The sequence below is a fragment of the Staphylococcus sp. GW821-FHT11H10 genome (genome assembly GCF_058807855.1).
Genome location: NZ_JBXARC010000026.1, coordinates 1 through 26,642, shown reverse-complemented (window position 1 = coordinate 26,642; position 26,642 = coordinate 1). Strand labels below are relative to the sequence as shown.

Annotated in this window: 20 protein-coding genes and 1 other annotated feature; of the genes, 18 read left to right on the top strand and 2 right to left on the bottom strand. The window is 35.2% G+C overall.

All coding sequences use genetic code 11. The features are described from left to right. Positions 1-212: 212 nt before the first annotated feature. Positions 213-364 (top strand) — a sequence feature (ribosomal protein L10 leader region). Between the two features lie 38 nt (positions 365-402). The 10 genes from rplJ (at position 403) to tuf (ending at position 14,735) form a co-directional block, all read left to right on the top strand. Continuing rightward, a complete protein-coding gene (rplJ, locus tag AC1RRU_RS11130) occupies positions 403-903 on the top strand; it encodes a 50S ribosomal protein L10 (RefSeq protein ID WP_011276721.1) in 501 nt (166 codons plus the stop codon). A 39-nt stretch (positions 904-942) separates the two neighbouring features. Next, positions 943-1,311, top strand: coding sequence for a 50S ribosomal protein L7/L12 (gene rplL / locus AC1RRU_RS11125; protein ID WP_011276720.1), 369 nt, complete (start codon positions 943-945; stop codon positions 1,309-1,311). Positions 1,312-1,483: 172 nt separating this feature from the next. Then, on the top strand, positions 1,484-2,092 hold the full coding sequence (locus AC1RRU_RS11120) for a class I SAM-dependent methyltransferase (RefSeq protein ID WP_011276719.1): 609 nt from the start codon (positions 1,484-1,486) through the stop codon (positions 2,090-2,092). 206 nt (positions 2,093-2,298) lie between these two features. After that, positions 2,299-5,850 (top strand): DNA-directed RNA polymerase subunit beta, encoded by a 3,552-nt coding sequence (gene rpoB, locus AC1RRU_RS11115; RefSeq protein ID WP_070855415.1) that lies wholly within the window; start codon positions 2,299-2,301, stop codon positions 5,848-5,850. A gap of 197 nt (positions 5,851-6,047) precedes the next feature. After that, positions 6,048-9,641: a DNA-directed RNA polymerase subunit beta' gene (gene rpoC, locus AC1RRU_RS11110; RefSeq protein WP_161772885.1), complete on the top strand. Its 3,594-nt coding sequence runs from the start codon at positions 6,048-6,050 to the stop codon at positions 9,639-9,641. A 197-nt stretch (positions 9,642-9,838) separates the two neighbouring features. Then, positions 9,839-10,099, top strand: a complete 261-nt coding sequence (locus AC1RRU_RS11105) for a ribosomal L7Ae/L30e/S12e/Gadd45 family protein (protein WP_011276716.1) — start codon at positions 9,839-9,841, stop codon at positions 10,097-10,099. Between the two features lie 89 nt (positions 10,100-10,188). Continuing rightward, positions 10,189-10,602, top strand: coding sequence for a 30S ribosomal protein S12 (gene rpsL / locus AC1RRU_RS11100; protein WP_016931318.1), 414 nt, complete (start codon positions 10,189-10,191; stop codon positions 10,600-10,602). A 70-nt stretch (positions 10,603-10,672) separates the two neighbouring features. Next, a complete protein-coding gene (gene rpsG / locus AC1RRU_RS11095; protein WP_001137495.1) occupies positions 10,673-11,143 on the top strand; it encodes a 30S ribosomal protein S7 in 471 nt (156 codons plus the stop codon). Positions 11,144-11,264: 121 nt separating this feature from the next. Further along, the gene (fusA, locus tag AC1RRU_RS11090) at positions 11,265-13,346 is read left to right on the top strand and encodes an elongation factor G (RefSeq protein WP_011276714.1); all 2,082 of its coding nucleotides are present in this window, start codon (positions 11,265-11,267) and stop codon (positions 13,344-13,346) included. A 204-nt stretch (positions 13,347-13,550) separates the two neighbouring features. Then, positions 13,551-14,735 (top strand): elongation factor Tu, encoded by a 1,185-nt coding sequence (gene tuf, locus AC1RRU_RS11085; protein ID WP_011276713.1) that lies wholly within the window; start codon positions 13,551-13,553, stop codon positions 14,733-14,735. Between the two features lie 206 nt (positions 14,736-14,941). Here the strand turns inward: tuf and AC1RRU_RS11080 are convergent, their stop codons facing one another. Further along, a complete protein-coding gene (locus tag AC1RRU_RS11080; protein ID WP_033079548.1) occupies positions 14,942-16,108 on the bottom strand; it encodes a M20 family metallopeptidase in 1,167 nt (388 codons plus the stop codon). A 235-nt stretch (positions 16,109-16,343) separates the two neighbouring features. Between AC1RRU_RS11080 and AC1RRU_RS11075 the strand changes: the two genes are divergently transcribed. From AC1RRU_RS11075 to AC1RRU_RS11060, 4 genes are all read left to right on the top strand, one after another. Next, positions 16,344-17,534 carry a glycine C-acetyltransferase gene (locus AC1RRU_RS11075; RefSeq protein ID WP_033079549.1) on the top strand — a complete coding sequence of 397 codons (1,191 nt, stop codon included), beginning with the start codon at positions 16,344-16,346 and terminating at the stop codon, positions 17,532-17,534. A gap of 212 nt (positions 17,535-17,746) precedes the next feature. Beyond that, positions 17,747-18,253: a GNAT family N-acetyltransferase gene (locus AC1RRU_RS11070; RefSeq protein ID WP_011276710.1), complete on the top strand. Its 507-nt coding sequence runs from the start codon at positions 17,747-17,749 to the stop codon at positions 18,251-18,253. An 11-nt stretch (positions 18,254-18,264) separates the two neighbouring features. Beyond that, positions 18,265-18,684 carry an NUDIX hydrolase gene (locus tag AC1RRU_RS11065; protein WP_016931319.1) on the top strand — a complete coding sequence of 140 codons (420 nt, stop codon included), beginning with the start codon at positions 18,265-18,267 and terminating at the stop codon, positions 18,682-18,684. A gap of 460 nt (positions 18,685-19,144) precedes the next feature. Then, positions 19,145-20,104 (top strand): ornithine cyclodeaminase family protein, encoded by a 960-nt coding sequence (locus tag AC1RRU_RS11060; protein ID WP_053020163.1) that lies wholly within the window; start codon positions 19,145-19,147, stop codon positions 20,102-20,104. Between the two features lie 198 nt (positions 20,105-20,302). Here the strand turns inward: AC1RRU_RS11060 and AC1RRU_RS11055 are convergent, their stop codons facing one another. Then, positions 20,303-23,206, bottom strand: coding sequence for a 5'-nucleotidase C-terminal domain-containing protein (locus AC1RRU_RS11055; protein WP_053022141.1), 2,904 nt, complete (start codon positions 23,204-23,206; stop codon positions 20,303-20,305). 288 nt (positions 23,207-23,494) lie between these two features. Here AC1RRU_RS11055 and AC1RRU_RS11050 point away from each other — a divergent pair, with 288 nt between their 5' ends. The 4 genes from AC1RRU_RS11050 to AC1RRU_RS11035 all read left to right on the top strand — a co-directional run bounded on the left by AC1RRU_RS11050 (position 23,495) and on the right by AC1RRU_RS11035 (position 26,519). After that, on the top strand, positions 23,495-24,451 hold the full coding sequence (locus AC1RRU_RS11050; protein WP_011276704.1) for an L-threonine 3-dehydrogenase: 957 nt from the start codon (positions 23,495-23,497) through the stop codon (positions 24,449-24,451). Between the two features lie 244 nt (positions 24,452-24,695). Then, positions 24,696-25,772, top strand: coding sequence for a branched-chain amino acid aminotransferase (locus AC1RRU_RS11045; protein ID WP_033079553.1), 1,077 nt, complete (start codon positions 24,696-24,698; stop codon positions 25,770-25,772). Positions 25,773-25,969: 197 nt separating this feature from the next. Continuing rightward, positions 25,970-26,227, top strand: a complete 258-nt coding sequence (locus AC1RRU_RS11040) for a hypothetical protein (protein WP_033079554.1) — start codon at positions 25,970-25,972, stop codon at positions 26,225-26,227. Positions 26,228-26,246: 19 nt separating this feature from the next. Next, positions 26,247-26,519, top strand: a complete 273-nt coding sequence (locus AC1RRU_RS11035; protein WP_011276699.1) for a hypothetical protein — start codon at positions 26,247-26,249, stop codon at positions 26,517-26,519. The last annotated feature ends 123 nt before the right edge of the window (positions 26,520-26,642 follow it).

The window sequence follows — 26,642 nt, the reverse complement described above, 5'->3', positions numbered from 1 at the left end:
ATTATAGAGCCATTTATATACAGAAATAACTTTTGTGTGAACATGATGCAGTCTACAAATGGAATTTATTTATTCTGAGCATATTGAAGTCTATGCCTTCATATGTGATGGCGAAGAAACAAGTAGTCGATAGAGAAGTAATAACTTTATTTCATTTTAAAGTAAAAAAATTGGAAAAGTGATTGACATATTACAATAATGAGGTTATATTATTTATTGTGATTATTTTACCTAAGATAGTAGGAGTTATAGTATAACTTAAAAATTATCCTGCCGAGGCTAAAATTGACTTGAACGTGTGATCATAAAAATGATCTTTCAAGCGCTTTTTGCCGTGGGTAGAAAGTGCTTTTTTTATTGAGAAATTTAAAAAGCACCAAAAATAAAAATGGAGGTGTCTGAATGTCTGCTATTATCGAAGCTAAAAAACAACAAGTTGATGTTATTGCTGAACAACTTAAAAATTCAGTTTCAACTGTTATCGTTGACTACCGTGGCTTAACAGTTGCAGAAGTAACTGAACTACGTTCACAATTACGTGAAGCTGGTGTTGAGTACAAAGTTTACAAAAACACTATGGTTCGTCGTGCAGCTGAACAAGCAGGTATCGAAGGCTTAGATGAATTCTTAACAGGTCCTACAGCTGTTGCAACTTCAACTGAAGATGTAGTAGCACCAGCGAAAGTTATCGCAGGATTTGCTAAAGAACACGAAGCTTTAGAAATCAAAACAGGCGTTATGGAAGGTAGCGTTATTTCAGCAGAAGAAGTTAAAACTGTTGGTTCATTACCTTCACACGATGGTCTTGTTTCTATGCTTTTATCAGTATTACAAGCTCCAGTACGCAACTTCGCTTATGCGGTTAAAGCTGTTGGAGAACAAAAAGAAGAAAGCGCTGAATAATTGCGCATAAAAAATTAAAATAATTGGAGGAAATATAAAATGGCTAATCAAGAACAAATCATTGAAGCAATTAAAGAAATGTCAGTATTAGAATTAAACGATTTAGTAAAAGCAATTGAAGAAGAATTTGGTGTAACAGCAGCAGCTCCTGTAGCAGCAGCTGGTGCAGCTGGTGGCGGAGACGCAGCAGCAGAAAAAACTGAATTTGACGTTGAGTTAACTTCAGCTGGATCTTCAAAAATCAAAGTTGTTAAAGCAGTTAAAGAAGCAACTGGTTTAGGCTTAAAAGATGCTAAAGAATTAGTAGATAACGCTCCTAAAGTAATCAAAGAAGGCGTTGCTAAAGAAGAAGCTGAAAAACTTAAAGAACAATTAGAAGAAGTTGGAGCTACTGTAGAATTAAAATAATTCTAGTATCTTAACTTAATATCGAAGGTTATGTGTTTTTAATGTATTAATAATACATTATCAGAACTAACCTGAATTCTTTGAGAAATTAAAACCCCGTTATCACGATAACGGGGTTTTTACTTCATTTTCTAGTAAAATAAAGATGAACAATGAAAAAAGAGGTGACGTTATGGGACACTATTATGATGAAAATCCAGATGTACAAAGTGATGAAAGAGTCATTCAATATCATTATCATTCCCATCAATTAAATTTAACTACAGATGCAGGTGTGTTCTCAAAAGCACAAGTAGATTTTGGATCAGATACGTTAGTACAAACATTTTTAAACGAGCATCCTCCTGGACCAAGTAAGACGATTGCTGATGTTGGATGTGGGTATGGTCCGATAGGATTAATGATTGCAAAAGTTTCACCACATCATCAAATTACTATGGTTGATGTGAATAAGCGTGCGTTAAATCTTGCTGAAAAGAATAAAAAAGCAAATCAAATTGATAACGTCATTATCAAAGAAAGTGATGGTTTATCACAACTAAAGGATAGTCATTTTGATTATGTACTAACCAATCCTCCCATTAGAGCTGGCAAAGAAGTTGTTCATCGTATTTTTGAAGAAGCATATCAACAGTTAAATTCACAAGGTGAGTTGTACGTTGTGATTCAAAAGAAACAAGGTATGCCTTCTGCTAAAAAGAAAATGGAAGAAATTTTCAATAATGTCGAAGTTGTTAACAAGAATAAAGGATACTATATATTGAAAAGCCGAAAAGGTTGATTTCAAAGTTGTATTCTGATATAGTTATAAAATGTAAAAATTTATGTTCAATAAGTGTGTACTTTTACGCGAAAAGAGCACGATAAACAAGAATAAATGTAGAATCGAAAATGGTGTCATCAACTGTGTTGCCGTTTTCTTTTTGTCTTGTTATACGATTTTTACGCGTATTGGTTCATCACACAATATTTGAGGGGTGAATCTGTTTGGCAGGTCAAGTTGTCCAATATGGAAGACATCGTAAACGTAGAAATTATGCGAGAATTTCAGAAGTATTAGAATTACCAAACTTAATAGAAATTCAAACTAAATCTTACGACTGGTTCCTAAAAGAAGGTTTATTAGAAATGTTCCATGATATTTCTCCAATTGAAGATTTCACAGGTAACCTTTCTTTAGAATTTGTAGATTATCGATTAGGTGAACCAAAATATGATTTAGAAGAATCAAAAAACCGTGACGCTACTTATGCTGCACCTCTTCGTGTTAAAGTACGTCTAATAATCAAAGAAACTGGCGAAGTTAAAGAACAAGAAGTATTTATGGGTGACTTCCCATTAATGACAGATACAGGTACATTCGTAATCAATGGTGCAGAACGTGTAATCGTGTCTCAATTAGTACGTTCACCATCCGTTTATTTCAATGAGAAAATTGACAAAAACGGTCGTGAAAACTATGATGCGACAATTATCCCTAACCGTGGTGCATGGTTAGAATATGAAACAGATGCTAAAGATGTAGTTTATGTACGTATTGATAGAACACGTAAATTACCATTAACAGTATTATTACGTGCTTTAGGCTTCTCAAACGATCAAGAAATTATTGATTTATTAGGAGACAGTGAATATTTACGTAATACGCTTGAAAAAGATGGCACTGAAAATACTGAGCAAGCATTATTAGAAATATACGAACGTTTACGTCCTGGTGAGCCACCAACAGTTGAAAATGCGAAAAGTTTACTTTATTCACGCTTTTTCGACCCTAAACGTTATGATTTAGCAAGTGTTGGTCGTTACAAAGCTAATAAAAAATTACACTTAAAACACCGCTTATTTAATCAAAGATTAGCAGAACCAATCGTTAATAGCGAAACTGGTGAAATTGTTGCCGAAGAAGGTACAGTTCTAGACCGTCGCAAATTAGACGAAATTATGGAAGTTTTAGAAACAAATGCTAATAGTGAAGTGTTTGAATTAGAAGGTACAGTTATTGATGAACCTGTTGAGATTCAATCAATCAAAGTTTACGTACCAAATGATGAAGAAGGTCGTACGACTACTGTAATCGGTAATGCGTTACCAGATTCAGAAGTTAAATGTATTACACCAGCAGATATCATTGCTTCAATGAGTTATTTCTTTAACTTGTTAAATGGCATTGGTTACACAGACGATATTGACCACTTAGGAAACCGTCGTTTACGTTCAGTTGGTGAATTATTACAAAACCAATTCCGTATCGGTTTATCAAGAATGGAACGTGTTGTACGTGAAAGAATGTCAATTCAAGATACAGACTCTATCACACCACAACAATTAATTAATATCCGTCCGGTTATTGCGTCAATTAAAGAGTTCTTCGGTAGCTCTCAATTATCACAATTCATGGACCAAGCTAACCCATTAGCTGAGTTAACACATAAACGTCGTCTTTCTGCATTAGGACCTGGTGGTTTAACACGTGAACGTGCTCAAATGGAAGTACGTGACGTTCACTACTCTCACTATGGTCGTATGTGTCCGATCGAGACTCCAGAGGGACCAAACATTGGTTTGATTAACTCATTATCAAGTTATGCACGTGTGAATGAATTTGGTTTCATTGAAACACCATATCGTAAAGTAGACTTAGACACTAACTCTATTACAGATCAAATCGACTACTTAACTGCTGATGAAGAAGATAGCTATGTAGTTGCCCAAGCGAACTCTCGCTTAGATGAAAATGGTCGTTTCTTAGATGATGAAGTCGTATGTCGTTTCCGTGGTAATAACACAGTTATGGCTAAAGAGAAAATGGACTACATGGACGTATCTCCTAAACAAGTAGTTTCAGCTGCGACAGCATGTATTCCTTTCCTTGAAAATGATGACTCTAACCGTGCATTAATGGGTGCAAACATGCAACGTCAAGCAGTACCATTGATGAACACAGAAGCACCATTTGTTGGTACAGGTATGGAACATGTTGCTGCACGTGACTCAGGCGCTGCAATTACAGCTAAATATAGAGGTCGCGTTGAACATGTTGAATCTAAAGAAATCTTAGTTCGTCGTTTAGTAGAAGAAAACGGTACTGAACATGAAGGTGAATTAGATCGTTATCCATTAGCTAAATTCAAACGTTCAAACACTGGTACTTGTTACAACCAACGTCCAATTGTTTCAGTTGGCGATGTCGTTGAGTATAATGAAATTTTAGCTGACGGACCATCAATGGAATTAGGTGAAATGGCATTAGGTCGTAACGTTGTCGTTGGTTTCATGACTTGGGACGGTTACAACTATGAGGATGCTGTTATTATGAGTGAACGTCTAGTTAAAGATGACGTTTATACTTCAATTCATATTGAAGAGTATGAATCAGAAGCTCGTGATACTAAACTAGGACCTGAAGAAATCACTCGTGATATTCCAAATGTTTCAGAAAATGCACTTAAAAACTTAGATGATCGTGGTATTGTCTACGTTGGTGCTGAAGTTAAAGACGGTGACATCTTAGTAGGTAAAGTAACGCCTAAAGGTGTGACTGAATTAACAGCTGAAGAAAGATTATTACACGCTATCTTCGGTGAAAAAGCACGTGAAGTACGTGATACATCATTACGTGTACCTCACGGAGCTGGTGGCATCGTTCTAGATGTTAAAGTATTTAACCGTGAAGAAGGCGATGATACTTTATCTCCAGGCGTTAACCAATTAGTACGTGTATACATCGTACAAAAACGTAAAATCCATGTTGGGGACAAAATGTGTGGTCGTCATGGTAACAAAGGGGTTATCTCTAAGATTGTGCCTGAAGAAGATATGCCTTACTTACCAGATGGACGTCCAATTGATATCATGTTAAACCCACTTGGTGTACCATCTCGTATGAACATCGGACAAGTATTAGAATTACACTTAGGTATGGCTGCTAAAAACTTAGGCATCCATGTTGCATCTCCAGTATTCGATGGTGCGAACGATGATGATGTATGGTCAACAATCGAAGAAGCAGGTATGGCTCGTGACGGTAAAACAGTCTTATACGATGGTAGAACTGGTGAACCATTCGATAATCGTATTTCTGTTGGTGTTATGTACATGCTTAAACTTGCACACATGGTTGACGATAAATTACACGCTCGTTCAACTGGTCCATACTCACTAGTTACACAACAACCGCTTGGTGGTAAAGCACAATTCGGTGGACAACGTTTCGGTGAGATGGAGGTATGGGCACTAGAAGCATACGGTGCTGCTTACACATTACAAGAAATCTTAACTTACAAATCTGACGATACAGTAGGACGTGTTAAAACTTACGAAGCTATCGTTAAAGGTGAAAACATCTCTAGACCAAGTGTTCCAGAATCATTCCGCGTATTGATGAAAGAACTACAAAGTTTAGGTTTAGATGTCAAAGTTATGGATGAACAAGATAATGAAATCGAAATGGCTGATGTTGATGATGAAGATGCAACTGAGCGCAAAGTAGATTTACAACAAAAAGATGTTCCTGAAACTCAAAAAGAAACTACTGACTAATTAGAATTTGAACTTATAAAAAGTAAGGGATTAGAAACTCAGTTCGATTTAAACTTAAAATAAGCTAATCTTGCTGATTTCTTCCCTACAATCATATGACTTGTTTTAGTTTCAACAGATGTAAATCAATCAAATAGCACAGCTAATCTAAATTGAAGGAGGTAGGCTCCTTGATTGATGTAAATAATTTCCATTATATGAAAATCGGTTTAGCCTCACCTGAAAAAATCCGTTCATGGTCATACGGTGAAGTAAAAAAACCAGAAACAATCAACTATCGTACATTGAAACCAGAAAAAGATGGTCTTTTCTGTGAAAGAATTTTTGGACCTACAAAAGACTGGGAATGTAGTTGTGGTAAGTACAAACGTGTACGCTACAAAGGCATGGTCTGTGACAGATGTGGTGTAGAAGTAACTAAATCTAAAGTACGTCGTGAAAGAATGGGACACATTGAATTAGCTGCTCCAGTTTCACATATTTGGTATTTCAAAGGTATTCCAAGTCGTATGGGTCTTTTATTAGACATGTCTCCTAGAGCATTAGAAGAAGTTATTTATTTCGCTTCATATGTTGTAGTAGATCCAGGTCCAACAGGCTTAGAGAAAAAATCATTATTATCTGAAGCTGAATTCAGAGAATATTACGATAAATACCCAGGTCAATTTGTAGCTAAAATGGGTGCTGAAGGTATTAAAGACCTATTAGAAGAAATTAACTTAGACGAAGAATTAAAATCATTGCGTGACGAATTAGAATCTGCAACTGGTCAAAGATTGACACGTGCGATTAAACGTTTAGAAGTTGTTGAATCATTCAGAAACTCTGGTAATAATCCAGCGTGGATGATTTTAGACGTACTTCCAATTATTCCACCTGAAATCCGTCCAATGGTTCAGTTAGATGGTGGACGTTTCGCAACAAGTGATTTAAATGATTTATACCGTCGTGTGATTAACCGTAATAATCGTTTAAAACGTTTATTAGACTTAGGTGCTCCTGGCATCATCGTTCAAAACGAAAAACGTATGTTGCAAGAAGCAGTTGATGCATTAATCGATAACGGTCGTCGTGGTCGTCCAGTTACTGGTCCAGGTAACAGACCATTGAAATCACTTTCACATATGTTGAAAGGTAAACAAGGTCGTTTCCGTCAAAACTTACTTGGTAAACGTGTTGACTATTCAGGTCGTTCAGTTATCGCTGTTGGTCCAAGCTTAAAAATGTATCAATGTGGATTACCTAAAGAAATGGCGCTTGAATTGTTCAAGCCATTCGTAATGAAGGAATTAGTTCAACGTGAAATTGCTACTAACATCAAAAATGCTAAAAGTAAAATTGAGCGTATGGACGATGAAGTATGGGACGTATTGGAAGATGTAATCAGAGAACACCCTGTATTACTTAACCGTGCACCTACTCTTCACAGATTAGGTATCCAAGCATTCGAACCTACATTAGTTGAAGGTCGTGCTATCCGTCTACACCCACTTGTAACAACAGCTTACAACGCGGACTTTGACGGTGACCAAATGGCCGTTCACGTTCCTTTATCTAAAGAAGCACAAGCTGAAGCACGTATGTTAATGTTAGCTGCTCAAAACATCTTGAACCCTAAAGACGGTAAACCTGTCGTAACACCATCACAAGATATGGTATTAGGTAACTATTACCTAACATTAGAACGTAAAGATGCAATGAACACTGGTACTATCTTTAATGATACAAACGAAGTGCTTAAAGCTTATGCAAATGGCTATGTTCATTTACACACTCGTATTGGTGTACATGCGAAATCATTTAACAACCCTACATTCACAGAAGCTCAAAACAACAAAATTTTAGCTACTTCAGTAGGTAAAGTGATTTTCAATGAAATCATTCCTGATTCATTCGCATTCATCAATGAACCTAGTCAAACAAATCTTGAAGGTAAAACACCTGACAAATACTTTATTGATTCAACTCAATTGGGTGAAGGTGGACTTAAAGCATACTTTGAAGAACAAGAACTTATTGAACCATTCAATAAAAAATTCTTAGGTAATATTATTGCCGAAGTCTTCAATAGATTCAGTATCACTGATACATCTATGATGCTTGACCGTATGAAAGATTTAGGTTTCAAATTCTCATCTAAAGCTGGTATCACTGTTGGTGTAGCAGATATTGTTGTACTTCCAGATAAACAAGACATTTTAGATGAGCACGAAAAATTAGTAGAACGTGTATCTAAACAATTTAATCGTGGTTTAATTACTGAAGATGAACGTTATAATGCCGTTGTTGAAATTTGGACAGATGCCAAAGATCAAATTCAAGGCGAATTAATGCAATCTCTTGAGAAAACAAACCCAATCTTCATGATGAGTGATTCTGGTGCACGTGGTAACGCATCTAACTTTACACAATTAGCTGGTATGCGTGGTTTAATGGCCGCACCATCAGGTAAAATTATTGAGTTACCAATCACATCTTCATTCCGTGAAGGTTTAACAGTGTTAGAATACTTCATCTCTACACACGGTGCGCGTAAAGGTCTTGCCGATACAGCCCTTAAAACAGCTGACTCTGGTTACCTTACTCGTCGTCTTGTTGACGTTGCTCAAGACGTTATTGTTCGTGAAGAAGACTGTGGCACAGACCGCGGCTTACTAGTTTCTGATATCAAAGAAGGTACAGAAATGATCGAACCATTCATCGAACGTATTGAAGGACGTTATTCTAAAGAAACAATTCGTCATCCTGAAACTGATGAAATCATCATCCGTCCAGACGAATTAATCACTGCTGAAATCGCTAAGAAAATCACTGATGCCGGTATTGAACAAATGTACATCCGCTCAGCATTTACATGTAACACACGTCACGGTGTTTGTGAAAAATGTTACGGTAAAAACCTTGCTACTGGTGAAAAAGTTGAAGTGGGTGAAGCAGTTGGTACAATCGCTGCTCAATCAATCGGTGAACCTGGTACCCAACTTACAATGCGTACATTCCATACAGGTGGTGTAGCAGGAAGCGATATCACTCAAGGTCTTCCACGTATTCAAGAGATCTTCGAAGCACGTAATCCAAAAGGTCAAGCTGTGATTACTGAAATCGAAGGTGTCGTTGAAGATATTAAATTAGCAAAAGATCGCCAACAAGAAATTGTTGTTAAAGGTGCTAATGAAACAAGATCTTACTTAGCTTCAGGTACTTCTAGATTAAAAGTAGAAGTCGGTCAATCAGTTGAACGTGGTGAAGTATTAACTGAAGGTTCAATCGAACCTAAGAACTTCCTAGCTGTTGCTGGTTTAAATGCGACTGAAAGTTACTTACTTAAAGAAGTTCAAAAAGTTTATCGTATGCAAGGTGTAGAAATTGATGATAAACACGTTGAAGTAATGGTAAGACAAATGTTACGTAAAGTTAGAATCATCGAAGCTGGTGATACTAAGTTATTACCTGGTTCATTGGTTGACATTCATAGCTTTACAGATGCAAACAGAGAAGCGTTTAAAGAACGTAAACGTCCAGCAACTGCTAAACCAGTATTGCTTGGTATTACAAAAGCGTCTCTTGAAACTGAAAGCTTCTTATCAGCAGCATCATTCCAAGAAACAACTCGTGTACTTACAGATGCAGCAATTAAAGGTAAACGCGACGACTTACTTGGACTTAAAGAAAACGTTATTATTGGTAAGTTAATTCCAGCTGGTACTGGTATGAGACGTTATAGTGACGTTAAATATGATAAAGCTGAAACACCAGTTACAGAAACTGAAGAAGCAGAAATCATTGAATAATTAATGAAATAAAACTGAATTCATATTTATTTCAATATTGACGAGACGGGACTTATCAATCTTTTGAGATGATAGTCTCGCTCTCGTTCTTTATTTTTTATTATTAGTAAAAAGTCTGCAAAATATGTTGACTTAATGCTGATTTAAGTGTTATTATTGTAAAGGTTGATGCAAGCAGAACTTTGGAGGATATTTTAATGTCTAATGAAAAAGTTGCACGCTTTAACAAACAACACTATGTAGTTGGTCTTAAAGAAACGCTTAAAGCGTTAAATAGAGATCAAGTTGCATCTTTGATTATTGCTCAAGACGTTGAGGTACATTTGTTAGCTCGCGTATTTAGTTTAATCAATCATAAAAATATACCTATTACTTATTTTCAAAGCAAGCATGCTTTAGGTAGTTATGTAGGTATTAACGTTAATGCGACTATTGTTGCGTTATTGAATGAGAATTAGTAAGTGTATTGCTTACTAAATTTTATTTAACCTAAAAATGAACCACCTGGATGTGTGGAATTAAAAAGTGAAGAGAGGAGGACATTTCAATGCCAACTATTAACCAATTAGTACGTAAACCTAGACAAAGCAAATCTAAAAAATCAGATTCACCAGCTTTAAACAGAGGTTTTAATAGTAAAAAGAAACAATTTACTAACTTAAATTCACCTCAAAAACGTGGTGTTTGTACTCGTGTAGGTACTATGACACCTAAAAAACCTAACTCAGCGTTACGTAAATATGCACGTGTGCGTTTATCAAACAATATTGAAATCAACGCATACATCCCTGGTATCGGCCATAACTTACAAGAACACAGTGTAGTACTTGTACGTGGTGGACGTGTAAAAGACTTACCTGGTGTGCGTTACCACATCGTACGTGGTGCACTTGATACTTCAGGTGTTGACGGACGTAGACAAGGCCGTTCATTATACGGAACTAAAAAACCTAAAAATTAAGTTTAAGATTGTGTAAATTTTAATTTCAATTTTTAATAATATACTATAATAGGAAGGGAGGATTTTAATTATGCCTCGTAAAGGATCAGTACCTAAAAGAGACGTATTACCAGATCCAATTCATAACTCTAAATTAGTTACAAAATTGATCAACAAAATCATGTTAGATGGTAAACGCGGAACAGCACAAAGAATTCTTTATTCAGCATTTGACCTTGTAGAACAACGCAGTGGTCGTGATGCTTTAGAAGTATTTGAAGAAGCAATTAACAACATTATGCCAGTATTAGAAGTAAAAGCTCGTCGTGTGGGTGGTTCAAACTACCAAGTACCAGTTGAGGTTCGCCCAGAACGTCGTACTACTCTAGGATTACGTTGGTTAGTTAACTACGCTCGTCTTCGTGGTGAAAAAACTATGGAAGATCGTTTAGCTAACGAAATCTTAGATGCTGCTAATAATACAGGTGGTGCCGTTAAGAAACGTGAGGACACTCACAAAATGGCTGAAGCGAACAAAGCATTCGCTCACTACCGCTGGTAAGATTAAAGCTTTAACCCTGAGTGTGTTCCGTCACATTGGTTTACCAAATAAGATGGCTCATGCTTAGGGCATCGCCATATTCAATAGTACTTATTCAGTAATTACTGGAAGGAGAAAAACAATGGCTAGAGACTTTTCTTTGAAAAACACTCGTAACATCGGTATCATGGCTCACATTGATGCTGGTAAAACAACTACGACTGAACGTATTCTTTACTATACAGGTCGTATCCACAAAATTGGTGAAACACACGAAGGTGCTTCACAAATGGACTGGATGGAACAAGAACAAGACCGTGGTATTACAATCACATCAGCTGCTACAACAGCTCAATGGGATGGCCACCGTGTAAACATTATCGATACTCCAGGACACGTAGACTTCACTGTTGAGGTTGAACGTTCTTTACGTGTACTTGATGGTGCAGTTACTGTACTTGATGCTCAATCAGGTGTAGAACCTCAAACTGAAACGGTTTGGCGTCAAGCTACAACTTACGGTGTACCTCGTATCGTATTCGTAAACAAAATGGATAAATTAGGCGCTAACTTCGACTATTCTGTAAGTACATTACATGATCGTTTAGATGCTAACGCTGCACCTATCCAATTACCAATTGGTGCCGAAGACGAATTTGAAGCTATCATTGACTTAGTAGAAATGAAATGCTTCAAATATACTAATGACTTAGGTACTGAAATTGACGAAATTGAAATCCCTGAAGATCACAAAGAAAGAGCAGAAGAAGCTCGTTCTAATTTAATCGAAGCAGTTGCAGAAACTAACGATGAATTAATGGAAAAATATCTTGGTGATGAAGAAATTTCAGTAGCAGAATTAAAAAATGCTATTCGTCAAGCAACTACTGACGTAGAATTCTACCCAGTACTTTGCGGTACAGCATTCAAAAACAAAGGTGTTCAATTAATGCTGAACGCAGTAATTGACTACTTACCATCACCTTTAGATGTTAAACCAATCGTAGGCCATCGTGCTGAAAATCCTGAAGAAGAAGTAATTGCTAAACCAGACGATTCAGCTGAATTCGCTGCATTAGCATTCAAAGTTATGACTGACCCTTATGTTGGTAAATTAACTTTCTTCCGTGTATATTCAGGTACTTTAACATCAGGTTCTTACATTAAAAACTCAACTAAAGACAAACGTGAACGTGTAGGTCGTTTATTACAAATGCACGCTAACTCACGTCAAGAAATCGACACTGTTTACTCAGGCGATATCGCTGCTGCAGTTGGTCTTAAAGATACAGGTACTGGCGACACATTATGTGGTGAAAAGAATGACATTATCTTAGAATCAATGGAATTCCCTGAACCAGTTATCCACTTATCAGTAGAACCAAAATCTAAAGCTGACCAAGATAAAATGACTCAAGCTTTAGTTAAATTACAAGAAGAAGACCCTACTTTCCATGCACACACAGATGAAGAAACTGGACAAGTTATCATCGGTGGTATGGGTGAGTTACACTTAGACATCTTAGTTGACCGTATGAAGAAAGAATTCAACGTTGAATGTAATGTAGGTGCCCCAATGGTTTCATATCGTGAAACGTTCAAGCAATCTGCACAAGTTCAAGGTAAATTCTCTCGTCAATCTGGTGGTCGTGGTCAATACGGTGATGTTCACATTGAATTCACACCAAACGAAACTGGCGCAGGTTTCGAATTCGAAAACTCTATCGTTGGTGGTGTAGTTCCTCGTGAATACATTCCATCAGTTGAAGCTGGTCTTAAAGATGCTATGGAAAACGGTGTATTAGCTGGTTATCCATTAATCGATGTTAAAGCAAAATTATTTGATGGTTCATACCATGATGTCGATTCATCTGAAATGGCCTTCAAAATTGCTGCATCATTAGCACTTAAAGAAGCTGCTAAAAAATGTGATCCAGTTATCTTAGAACCAATGATGAAAGTAACAATCGAAATGCCTGAAGAATACATGGGTGATATCATGGGTGACGTAACAGCTCGTCGTGGACGTGTTGATGGTATGGAACCTCGTGGTAATGCACAAGTTGTTAACGCTTATGTACCACTTTCAGAAATGTTCGGTTACGCAACTTCATTACGTTCTAACACTCAAGGTCGCGGTACTTACACTATGTACTTCGATCACTATGCAGAAGTTCCAAAATCAATTGCTGATGATATCATCAAAAAAAATAAAGGTGAATAATTAAACTTGTTTTAGCTAGAATTTCTAGGTAAAATACAGCGTAAGCTTATTAATTAAGCGAACATCTTTATGAATTGATTTTTTACTGAAAATGCATTATAAATGAATTATGAATTCTAACAATCATTATGTCTCATGATGGTGAGAAACTATCATGAGAGATAATATTGAAATAACTTTTACTAGAATAGGAGAGATTTAATAATGGCAAAAGAAAAATTTGATCGCTCAAAAGAACATGCCAATATTGGTACTATCGGTCACGTTGACCATGGTAAAACTACTTTAACAGCTGCTATCGCAACTGTATTAGCTAAAAATGGTGACACTGTAGCACAATCATATGACATGATTGACAACGCTCCAGAAGAAAAAGAACGTGGTATCACAATCAATACTGCACACATCGAGTATCAAACTGACAAACGTCACTATGCTCACGTTGACTGCCCAGGACACGCTGACTATGTTAAAAACATGATTACTGGTGCTGCTCAAATGGACGGCGGTATCTTAGTAGTATCTGCTGCTGACGGTCCAATGCCACAAACTCGTGAACACATTCTTTTATCACGTAACGTTGGTGTACCAGCATTAGTAGTATTCTTAAATAAAGTTGACATGGTTGACGATGAAGAATTATTAGAATTAGTTGAAATGGAAGTACGTGACTTATTATCTGAATACGACTTCCCAGGTGACGATGTACCTGTAATCGCTGGTTCAGCATTAAAAGCTTTAGAAGGCGATGCTCAATACGAAGAAAAAATCTTAGAATTAATGCAAGCAGTTGATGATTACATTCCAACTCCAGAACGTGATTCTGACAAACCATTCATGATGCCAGTTGAGGACGTATTCTCAATCACTGGTCGTGGTACTGTTGCTACAGGCCGTGTTGAACGTGGTCAAATCAAAGTTGGTGAAGAAGTTGAAATCATTGGTATCCATGACACTTCTAAAACAACTGTTACTGGTGTAGAAATGTTCCGTAAATTATTAGACTACGCTGAAGCTGGTGACAACATTGGTGCATTATTACGTGGTGTTGCTCGTGAAGACGTACAACGTGGTCAAGTATTAGCTGCTCCAGGTTCAATCACACCTCACACAAAATTTAAAGCAGACGTATACGTTTTATCTAAAGACGAAGGTGGACGTCACACTCCATTCTTCACAAACTATCGTCCACAATTCTATTTCCGTACTACTGACGTAACTGGTGTTGTTAACTTACCAGAAGGTACAGAAATGGTTATGCCTGGTGACAACGTTGAAATGACAGTAGAATTAATCGCTCCTATCGCGATTGAAGACGGTACTCGTTTCTCAATCCGTGAAGGTGGACGTACTGTAGGATCAGGCGTTGTAACTGAAATCATCGAATAATTTTAATTATTCCTTATTTCTAAATGAGACTCCCTATTGGGAGTCTTTTTTTATTTTTGTAAATGTCATATTTACATTTTAATCTTATTTCTAGTTTTCAGATTATGCTTTTTCAATCTCATCTTAATAATAATAAAAAATGCCTATGACCAACTCAATGTAAGAGTAATCATAGACATACAAAATCTAAATAAATTTATTCAATTTTAAAATACTTGTTCAATTTCTAAAATCTTTAAAAACTCACTAGCCGCATATTTAAATGCAGACTCATCTATATCAAAGTGAGGATTATGATGTGGCGCTGTTATACCTTTGTCTGGATTACCACATCCAGTTAAGAAAAACGCACCTGGACGTACTTTTAAATAGTGAGAGAAATCCTCACCAATCATCATTAATTCAGATTCATTAAAACGTAAATGTAAATCATTCGCTGCTTGTTTAACAACTTCAAATGCATTTACATGATTATGTACAGGTAAATAACCACGAATGTATTCCAAGTCATAAGTTATGTCGTTTGCTAACGCAAGTCCTTGTAATAACTTATCCATTTTATTGTGTATATGAGTTTGAAGTTCAGTGTCAAATGTTCTCACAGTACCTTTACAAAAAGCACTATCAGGAATAACACTATCCGATGATCCCGCTTGAATCATTCCGAATGTGAGCACTGCTTCTTTTACAGGATCAATTGTTCTAGATATGATCTTTTGCGCACTTAGGATAAACTCAGCCATAATAACGATAGGATCAATGGTTTCATGTGGTTTAGCACCATGACCACCTTTACCTTTGATTGTAACTGAGAATTCATCTGGTGATGCCATAATAGCACCAGGTCTTGAATATATTGTTCCAGTACGGTAACCACTCCATAGATGTGTACCATAAATTTTGTCTACACCATTTAAGCAACCATCATCAATCATTTCTTGAGAACCACCAGGCATAATTTCCTCACCATATTGGAAGATAAAAACCACGTTTCCTTTTAATAAATGGCGATGTTCATGTACAATTTCAGCGACACCCAATAAAATAGCTGTATGTCCGTCATGACCACACGCATGCATAAAGCCATCATTTTTAGATTTATAAGGTACATCGTTAAGTTCTTGTACCGGCAAAGCATCAAAGTCAGCGCGAAATGCCACAGTAGGGCCATTTTCTTTTCCTTTAAACGTTGCTTTAATGCCATTACGGCCAATAGGTGATTCGATCTCGCAATCAAGATGACTGAGCTGATTTAGAATATAATTATGCGTCCAAGTTTCCTCGAAAGAAGGTTCAGGATATTGATGCATATATCGGCGCATCTGTATCATTCTATTTTCCTTATTACTGGCTAATTGAAACCAATCTAACACATTAACCACTTCTTCCTAATTATTATGAATTTTAGTATATCAAATTCTAATACAACTCAATAGTTTAATTATTTATTTTTTGAAAAATGAAGTAAAAAATACATGTTGTATGAACAGTTGTACATGACGTAAAGAATATGCAATATATTGAATTTACTGGAATGATAGTGCTTTCATGTTGAAGGAAAATCAGTTATGATTATGTTGATATAAAAAATACAAAGGGGATATGAATATGGTTCAATCACTACACAATTTCTTAGAAGAAAATATTCAATATTTAAAAGATAATGGATTATATAACGAAATCGATTCTATTGAAGGTGCTAATGGTCCAGAAATCACAATCAATGGGAAACAATATATTAACTTATCATCAAACAACTACTTAGGACTGGCGACAAATGAAGATTTAAAATCTGCAGCTAAACATGCTATCGATTCACACGGTGTTGGTGCTGGTGCTGTACGTTCAATCAACGGTACATTAGACCTACACGATGAATTAGAAGAGACTTTAGCTAAATTCAAAGGTACTGAAGCAGCTATCGCTTATCAATCAGGTTTCAACTGTAACATGGCAGCTATTTCAGCAGTAATGAACAAAAACGATGCGATTCTTTCAGATGAATTAAACCATGCTTCAATTATTGATGGTTGTCGTCTATCTAAAGCTAAAATCATCCGTGTTAACCACTCAGATATGGATGACTTAAGAGCTAAAGCAAAAGAAGCTGTAGAATCTGGTCAATATAATAAAGTAATGTACATTACTGATGGTGTATTCAGTATGGATGGAGACGTTGCTAAATTACCAGAAATCGTTGAAATTGCTGAAGAATTCGGTTTAATTACTTATGTTGATGATGCACATGGTTCAGGCGTTATGGGTAAAGGTGCAGGTACGGTTAAACATTTTGGCTTACAAGATAAAATTGACTTCCAAATCGGTACACTTTCTAAAGCTATCGGTGTAGTTGGCGGTTACGTAGCAGGAACTAAAGAATTAATTGATTGGTTAAAAGCTCAATCACGTCCATTCTTATTCTCAACTTCTTTAGCACCTGGAGATACAAAAGCAATTACAGAAGCTGTGAAAAAATTAATGGCTTCTACTGAATTACACGATCAATTATGGGATAACGCTAAATATTTAAAAGATGGTTTAGAAAAACTCGGATTCAATACTGGTGAATCAGAAACACCAATTACACCAGTTATTATTGGTGATGAAAAAGAAACTCAAGAATTTAGTAAACGTCTTAAAGATGAAGGCGTATATGTAAAATCTATCGTATTCCCAACAGTACCTCGTGGTACAGGTCGTGTAAGAAACATGCCTACAGCAGCACATACAAAAGAAATGTTAGATAAAGCAATTGCTGCTTATGAAAAAGTTGGTAAAGAATTAGGCACTATTAAATAATTTAAAATAGAAGATAGAATTTTTAGGCTGGGATGATATTCATTGTCCCAGTCTTTTTATTGTTACAAAAAGCTGTTTTTGAAATTTATGCTTTGTTTTTAAGTGAGGAACAGATTAGTATTTTGGTAAAATTGTTTTATAACGAATAATTGTAAAATATGAAGTGACAAACTAAAACAATATTAGCTTATAGTGCAGAAGGAGGGATACTCGTGTTACGTTTAAGACAATTGAGTTATGCAGATAAAGATGCTTTAACGAAGTACCTCCAAGAATGGTATGTGAATGGTGAACCAATAGTGCCTTCAAACACTGACATGTCAAGGTATGAATCATTTGAGAGTATGGTAGACCGTCTAAACAGTACTGAAGTTGATGAAGACTGGGTACCGACGACAACATTATTTTGCTTCGAGGATGAGATGATTGTTGGTGCAGTCGATATTCGTCATTACTTGAATCAACGCTTAGTAAACATAGGTGGTCATGTAGGTTACGGAGTGTGTAAGTCACGTAGAGGACAAGGTATTGCTTCGTTGATGCTGCAAGAGGCTAAAGCTTTTCTAAAAGAAATAGGCGTAGATAAAGTGTTAATGACTACAAATCCCAAAAACGTTGCCTCTCAAAAAGTGATCAAACATAGTGGTGGTTATGAAATTGAATCTTACGTTAAAAAGAATGGAAATTTGGTCAGTCGGTTTGAAATTCCTAATGATTGAAGGTTAGATGAATGAAGGATTTAAAAGTAGTATATGCATTGATACAAAATGAAGAGGGAAACGTGTTATTAGTTCATAATACAGATGGTGGCGGATGGTCATTACCAGGTGGCAAAGTTGAATACGGTGAAACTTTAGTTGAAGCGCTAAAGCGTGAAGTTAGAGAAGAAACAGGATTATTCGTTGAAGTTAACGACATAGTAAGTGTTAATGAGGGTAAATCGACACAGATGAATGTTCATACACTTTTTATCATGTTCAAAGCACAGGTTCAAGATTATACAACAGACATACAAATGAAAGATGAAATTTCGACATTAGGTTGGTTCTCGATTCCAGAAGCTGATGAAAAGTTAATCTATTATCATCATAGTTTGAATGCGTTTTTAAATAATAAGGCTACTTATTATGATGAGGGTTTCGTGGATTGAAATGTGAAAAAGAGGATGAGCCAAATATAATATTTTAATCATTCATAGTACATTTGCAGAAGCTAACTCAACTGAAAAGACACTTAAATCAAACACATTAAAATTTTTAGTACATTTAAGAGTGAAATCTAGCTAAAGAATTTAAAAGATTAATGAATAAAGCAAATTAGAGTGGCACAACGATTTCGTCGTGCCACTCTAGGCGTCAAAAGTTTATAAATAGTTTCATAATAAGCATGAAATCTCAAGGCTACACTTCTGTGCAAGACTTTTATTTATAGTAATAAGATAGCACCATTAACATATAAGCACAATACTAAATTAATACTTTAATCAAATTAACTTAACACAAACATGTTTTTGAAATAATTGTATTGATAATGCCATTTAACAATGACAATTTGGTGTTTTGACGGGTAAAAGATAAATAGATATTAAATATAAAGTGGAGGTATCAGACATGTTAGTTTTGAATGAACAAGACCAGCAATCATTATTAGACATGAAAGAAGTCATTGATGAAGTTGCGAATTCATTAAAGGCATTTTCAGAAGGGAAGACAGACACACCGTTAAGGTATGTCTTACCATTTAATGAAGGAAATAGATATTTAGTTATGCCAGCATTATCTGATGATCTTAAAGTGGTTGGTATTAAAACAGTTACATTTGCGCCAGATAATCCTAAAAAAGGCAAAAAGACAATTACAGGATCAGTGTTATTAAGTGATTATGAAACTGGTGAAACATTAGCTGTATTAGATGGCAGTTATTTAACTAAGATTCGTACAGGTGCTATCTCTGGGGTAGCAACTAAATACTTAGCACGAGAAGATGCTAAAACACTATGTGTTATTGGTTCTGGTGATCAAGCACAAGGACTAATTGCTGCAGTAATGGCAGTTAGACATATCGATACAATTCACTTTTCGAGTCGTACTAAGGAAAATGCAGAACGTTTAGCTCAAGAAGTAGCTAATAATTATAATGTATCGACGAAAGTCTTTGAAGAAGCGGATGATGCGATGGAAGAGGCTGACGTTGTTGTAACTGCGACAAATTCTAATCATCCGGTATATTCACATTCATTACACCCCGGCGTTCATTTAAACGCAGTAGGTTCATTTAAACCAAATATGCAGGAATTACCATCAGAGTCTATGTTAGTAGCTAATAAAATTGTTGTTGAGTCAGTAGAAGCTGCGATGGAAGAAACTGGCGATTTAAAGGTACCTCAAGAAGAAGGCATTATAACGAAAGATTCATTACATGGAGAATTAGGGGATATCGTAGCTGGTAAAGTTTCAGGACGTGAAGATGATAAGGAAGTAACGCTGTTTAAATCAGTAGGGTTAGCAATTGTAGATATCGTTGTTGCTAATTATTTCTATAAAAAAGCAGTAGCAAATAAAGAAGTATAATGCTGAAGTAGTTTTAATATTGTAAGGAAATTGCAAGTGTAAGTATGTAATTTTAAATAAATAGGCTGCCGGGCCACTAAAAATTAAAGTATTCACATTAAATAACTTACTGTGAGTACCTACACTTTTTAAAAATTATGAATAAACCGTGTAAATGACATATTGTTAATTGTCATCTACACGGTTTTAAATTTGTAATTATGCTGATTTTTTACGAGTTCGGATGTAAATTAATCCTGTTCCTGCTACTACTAATATAATAGCGATACCATGTTCTAAACTACCATCTTTCAAACCTGCATTTGGTAATGATGTGATTGCGCCATGTTGTTGTGTAAACATAAGATTTGAATTTTTAGAAGCATTACTATTAGTAGTTATTAGTGTCTCATTATAAAAATTATCTTTAGGATTTATTTGAACTGGGAATTTAATGACATCTTTACAATGTTGTGAATGACTTGCATTACCAGTCAATTGGTCTCGTGTTCCTTTGTTGTTATTAGAAATACTCACTAAGTTTGAAGTAGGGTGATGTTCGATTGCATTTCCTTTTATGTTGTTAGTATGCATCTTGTCGGTAGTGCTTGGAATGACAATATTATCATTAGTGCTATTATGAGTTTGATTATTGTTAGCTGGGATTTCAATTACGTTGTCATTATCTTTTTGATGGTCTTTATTAGGGAATTCAATGACATTATCTTTATTAGAAGAATCAGCTTCATTATCGTCTTTAATTTTGTCATCATTATCATTAATATGACCAGTATTGTCTTTGTCATCATTGTTTGAATCTGGTGTTTGTTGTTGACCATCATGTCCATTAGTTGAATGATTATTATCATTATCTTCTTTACTAGTGTCTGGTTGTTCATTACTTTCTGGTAGACCATTAATGATACGTACAGGTTCTTCGGTATTGTATTGATTTAAATCTGTATTCTTAATATATTGAGCGACAACTGCATCTAGAGAAATGCCCTCCTCACGTTGTCCACCAAACATATCATAGCCATCTCCTTGATTAGCTGTGAAGTCATTAGTAGTTACATAGTAAGTACGGTTAGGATTTAGATCTTCATATTCTCCATTCTCTTTATTCAGTACCTTGATTGCATTAATGCGTTGGCCAGATGCTTTATTGATATCATAATATACTCTGAGTGAGTCAGATACTTGTAAGAATCCTCCATTTGCACCTAAGACTTTCTTACCATCTTGAGTTTCAGTATCAGCACTTAAACTGTGTTCAAATGCTTTTTCAACATCTGAACCTTTCACTTGAATTTGAGAAATTAAATTACCGAATGGTAACACTGTTATGATGTCATTTTCAGTAACCTCACCTTTTTCAATTGAAGCTCGAATACCACCACCGTTAGTGATTGCGAAATCAGGTTGATGTGAGAAGTTCTTTGAGGCATATGCTTCCATAGCATCCGTAATAAGGTTACCTAAGTTTGTTTCTTGCGTGCGCGCTTGAGCACGTTCACCATTTAACGTCACTGTATTATTAGGTATAACAACTGTTGATGTTTCTTTTAAGAAGTCGTCATTTGCCTTTTTAGTTTGTGCATCAATTTGTGGGTCAGGTGTGATATCTTTGGCGTCCGCTACATTGATTAACGATGCATTGATATCAGACGCTTTTTGATTTTGAAAAGTAAAATCCACACGTCCTACATTTGCTAGTGCAGTACCAGTTTGAGCGAGTACATTATTAGTACCATAATGTTCACCGTTATCAATCACGGTATGTGAGTGACCATCTAATACGAAGATAGGTTGTTTAAATGAACCGTCTTTCGTAAGTTGATCAATTAAATAATCTCCACGCCAAGTTTTTTGCGTCGATTTATCTACACCTAAGTGCGATAAGATAACGAATACATCGACATTGTTTTTAATCTCATTCATGGCTTGTTTGACACTAGTTAATGGGTCTTTAAATTCAACACCTTCAACAGCAGTAGGCGACGTTTTAGTTTTTGTTTCAGGTGTCGTGACACCTACAATACCATAACGGACATTGTTTTTAGTTACTGTAGTTGAAGGATCAAATACACGTTTACCATTTTTGTAGATATTAGAAGAAACAATAGGGAAGTTTAATTGTTTCTGCAATTTAAGTAATTGATCATAACCAAAGTCAAATTCATGGTTTCCGACAGTCATTGCATCATAGCCAACGCTATTCATAGCTTTGGCCATTTCTTCTCCCTTTGAATTGTTAGAAACAGGTAAACCTTGAAAAGCATCTCCTGAATCCACCATTAAATCCGGATTATATTTGTCTTTAAGACCTTTTACTTTAGCCATACCGATGACTCTTCCATCATCCTCTACAAATCGGCCATGAATATCATTTGTATGTAAAATTGTATGTTCATTTGTGTTGTCAGAAGTTGCTGCCATTCTTTTGTTGACAGTCACATGTTGAGATTTCGGTGCTGCTTGTTCTGATGTAGTATTGCTTTTTTTAAACACTTGCTTTGAAGCAGGTGTAGATTGTTGTGATTCTGGAACATTACTCTTTTGCTGTTGTTGAGTTGGTTCTTGAGGTGTTTGTTTAACTTTAGTGGAAGTAGATTCTTTTGTAGTTTCTACTTGCATAGACTTGCTTTGATCCGACGTCGAAGGAGAAGGTTTTACCTTCGTATCATGGGATTGCGATGTATTATTTTCATTTGAAGCAGGTTCAGGTTTAGCTTTTTCTTGTGAAGATGTATTATTTTCGTTTGTAGTAGGTTCAAGTGTAGCTTTTTCTTGTGAAAAGGCAGAACCTTGAGATGAATTATTATGCTTCTCTGAAGTAGTGTTTTGTGTTGTAGACGTTTCAACATTAAGATGTGTAGTTGTTTCAGACGAAGGTGTGGCTTGTTCATTATGTGAAACGTTGCTTGACTCAAGAGATAAAGGTTTATTAGTAGATTCAATGTTGGCTGATGATGCTTCTTTTGAAGCTGTTTGTGATGCTTCTTCGGTAGCAGTTATGTTAGTAGATTGTGTTGCCTGTGATTCAGCTGCATAAGAGGTACCAGTGGTAATACCAAATACGATAAAACATAAAACTAAAAGTGGAATAAGATATCGCTTCATATTTGCCTCCTTTATTAGATGAAATTTACATTCTCATATTAGCATAAGTCGCAAAGTCTTAAGCTTACTCATTAAATTATTTACAATAATTTTAAAAACAATTAATAAATATAACGTTGTGAAGAGTATGTATCTCTGACTTTTCAAAAATAAAGTGAATTTAAAAGAATGTACTTTGTGAGTATACAAGAAAGCGCTTTTATATTATAATAAGCATGTAAATAGGGATTATGTACACCCTAAAAGGACAATCATTCGTGGTAAACACACAAAGGGAGTTTTTTATTTATGGAAAGAATCGTTATTACAGGAGCACTTGGTCAAATTGGTACTGAGTTGGTATTAAAATGTAGAGAAATTTACGGAAATGACAATGTATTAGCTACGGATATTAGAGAGCCAGAAGAAGATTCACCAGTTAACAATGGTCCGTTTGAAGTATTAGATGTTACAAATCGTGAAGCTATGATGGCAATCGTTGAGAACTTCAAAGCAGATACGTTAATGCATATGGCTGCATTATTATCAGCGACTGCTGAGAAAAATCCTTTATTAGCATGGGATTTAAATATGGGCGGTCTAATGAACGCATTAGAAACAGCTAGAACGTATGAATTACATTTCTTCACACCAAGTTCAATTGGTGCATTTGGTGATTCAACGCCTAAGAAAGATACACCACAAAATACAATTCAACAACCTACTACAATGTATGGTGTGAACAAAGTTGCTGGTGAGTTATTATGCCAATACTATTTCACAAAATTTGGTGTCGATACGCGTAGTGTGAGATTCCCAGGACTTATCTCTCATGTTAAAGAACCAGGTGGCGGTACTACTGATTATGCTGTTGAAATTTATTTTGAAGCGGTTAGAAAAGGTCGTTACACAAGCTACATTGCTAAAGACACATACATGGATATGATGTATATGGATGATGCAATTGATGCAATTATTAAATTAATGGAAGCAGATAGCGACAAACTTGTAACACGTAATGGCTATAACTTAAGTGCTATGAGTTTTGAACCTGAACAAATTAAAGCTGAAATCCAAAAACATTATCCTGGCTTCGCATTGGATTATGAAGTAGATCCAGTACGTCAAGCAATTGCTGATAGCTGGCCAGATAATATTGATACAAGCTATTCTCGTAAAGAGTGGGGCTTTAACCCTAAATACGATTTAGCTGGTATGACTGAATTAATGTTAAAAGCAATTGAAGAAAAAGAACAAAATAAATAAAGTGTGACTGTCATACAAGTCATATAACACAGAACCTCAGACGAAATGTTTGAGGTTTTCTTTTTTTATCCAAAATTAGTTAGTAATGGTCATTAAAAATTTGCTAAAGTATGTTATTTTTAAAGAAAGGGTTTACAATTAGTATTTAGTTTGAATTTTTAGAAAATTCATTGAATCAACATTACGAGATTGCTATAATTTAATATACTATCACTAACTAAGATTTATTTAGGAGGCTTTCATCATGTCAGAAAAAGTTAAATTTGAACAACGCGACTCGCTTAAAGAAAAACCAGAAGGTAATTTAGGATTCGGTCAATACTTTACAGATTATATGTTAAGTTTTGATTATGATGTAGATAAAGGTTGGCATGATTTAAAAATTATTCCTTACGCACCATTCGAAGTTTCACCAGCTGCACAAGGTCTTCACTATGGACAAGCGGTATTTGAAGGTTTAAAAGCATATAAACATGAAGGAGAAGTTGTATTATTTAGACCAGATCAAAACTTCAAACGTATTAATGATTCATTAGCACGTTTAGAGATGCCTAAAGTAGATGAGGAATTATTACTAGAAGGTTTAAAACAATTAGTAGACGTTGAACGTGATTGGGTACCTGAGGGAGAAGGACAATCATTATATATCCGTCCATTTGTATTTGCGACTGAGGGCATTTTAGGAGTAAGAGCATCTCATCAATACAAATTATTAATCATTTTATCTCCATCAGGAGCATATTATGGCGGAGACACTTTAAAAACAACTAAAATTTACGTTGAAGATGAATATGTTCGTGCCGTACGTGGTGGTGTAGGGTTCGCTAAAGTAGCAGGTAACTATGCAGCAAGTTTATTAGCACAAACAAATGCTAATAATTTAGGCTATGATCAAGTATTATGGTTAGACGGTGTAGAACAAAAATATGTTGAAGAAGTTGGTAGTATGAACATCTTCTTCGTTGAAAATGGTAAATTAGTTACACCTGCTTTAAATGGAAGTATCTTACCAGGTATTACACGTAAATCAATCATTGAATTAGCTAAAGAGTTAGGCTATGAGGTTGAAGAACGTAAAGTGTCAATCGAGGAATTATTCGAAGCTTACGACAAAGGTGAATTGACTGAAGTATTCGGTTCAGGTACAGCAGCAGTTATTTCTCCAGTCGGTACATTAAAGTATGAAGATAGAGAAATCGTTATTAACAATAACGAGCCAGGAGAAATTACTAAAAAATTATACGACACATATACTGGCATCCAAAGTGGTAAATTAGAAGATACGCATGGTTGGCGAGTCGTAGTTCCAGAATATAAATAATTATTAGATATAAAGCTAGAAACGTTGATATGAAACGGTTTCTAGCTTTTTGTTTTATTGCGAAGGTCTAAATATATGATTGCTGATCTATTATTAGAAATAGATAGTAGGATGTCGAATGTATTAATCTATTTTTGATAAAATACAGATGAAACATTTATTTATAAATTAATAATTTGATTAAGGAGTACTAAATAGTGGCTCATATCATAATGCTGATTGTAACTATTATTTGCATTGTCCTTATTATATATAATTTAGTAAAAGATGGTCCCATTATCAATGTGTTTTTAATAGCAGTTATTCAATCGATAATTTTATTTTTAATACGTTATTTATGGATAAATCAATCTTGGAAAGATGCACTAAAACATTCTTTTGATTTATTAACGCTAATGGTTGTGTTTGTTTATTTAATATATAAAATATATAAGAGGAATAAAAAGCAGGAATAATAATTTTAGGAGGCTTTGAATGTTTTTAAAGAGAGAGAAAAAGTATAAAAAATATCAAGCAATATCTAAGAGTATATTAGGTTTTTCAGTACTTTTATTAATTTTGACTTGGTTATTGAATTTGGTGTTTGGATGGTCAATCCTACATCTATTTTTCAATATTTTTTCTTTTACTTTTATTCTAGGTTTGTGTATTGGCGCAATACCAGATATTTTAGAGAAAGACGTTAATACTATACTAGCCGATATACTCGTTATTATTTTGATGATTGTTGTGTTGTTTATTTTATGATTTTAAGTGCAAAAATATAGATTAATATAATTAAAAACGTAAACTGTTGCAATAGATTAGACTTTTACATAAAGGTGAATAACTTATATTCTACTTAGTAGAGTTGAAACATAATTCCTAGAG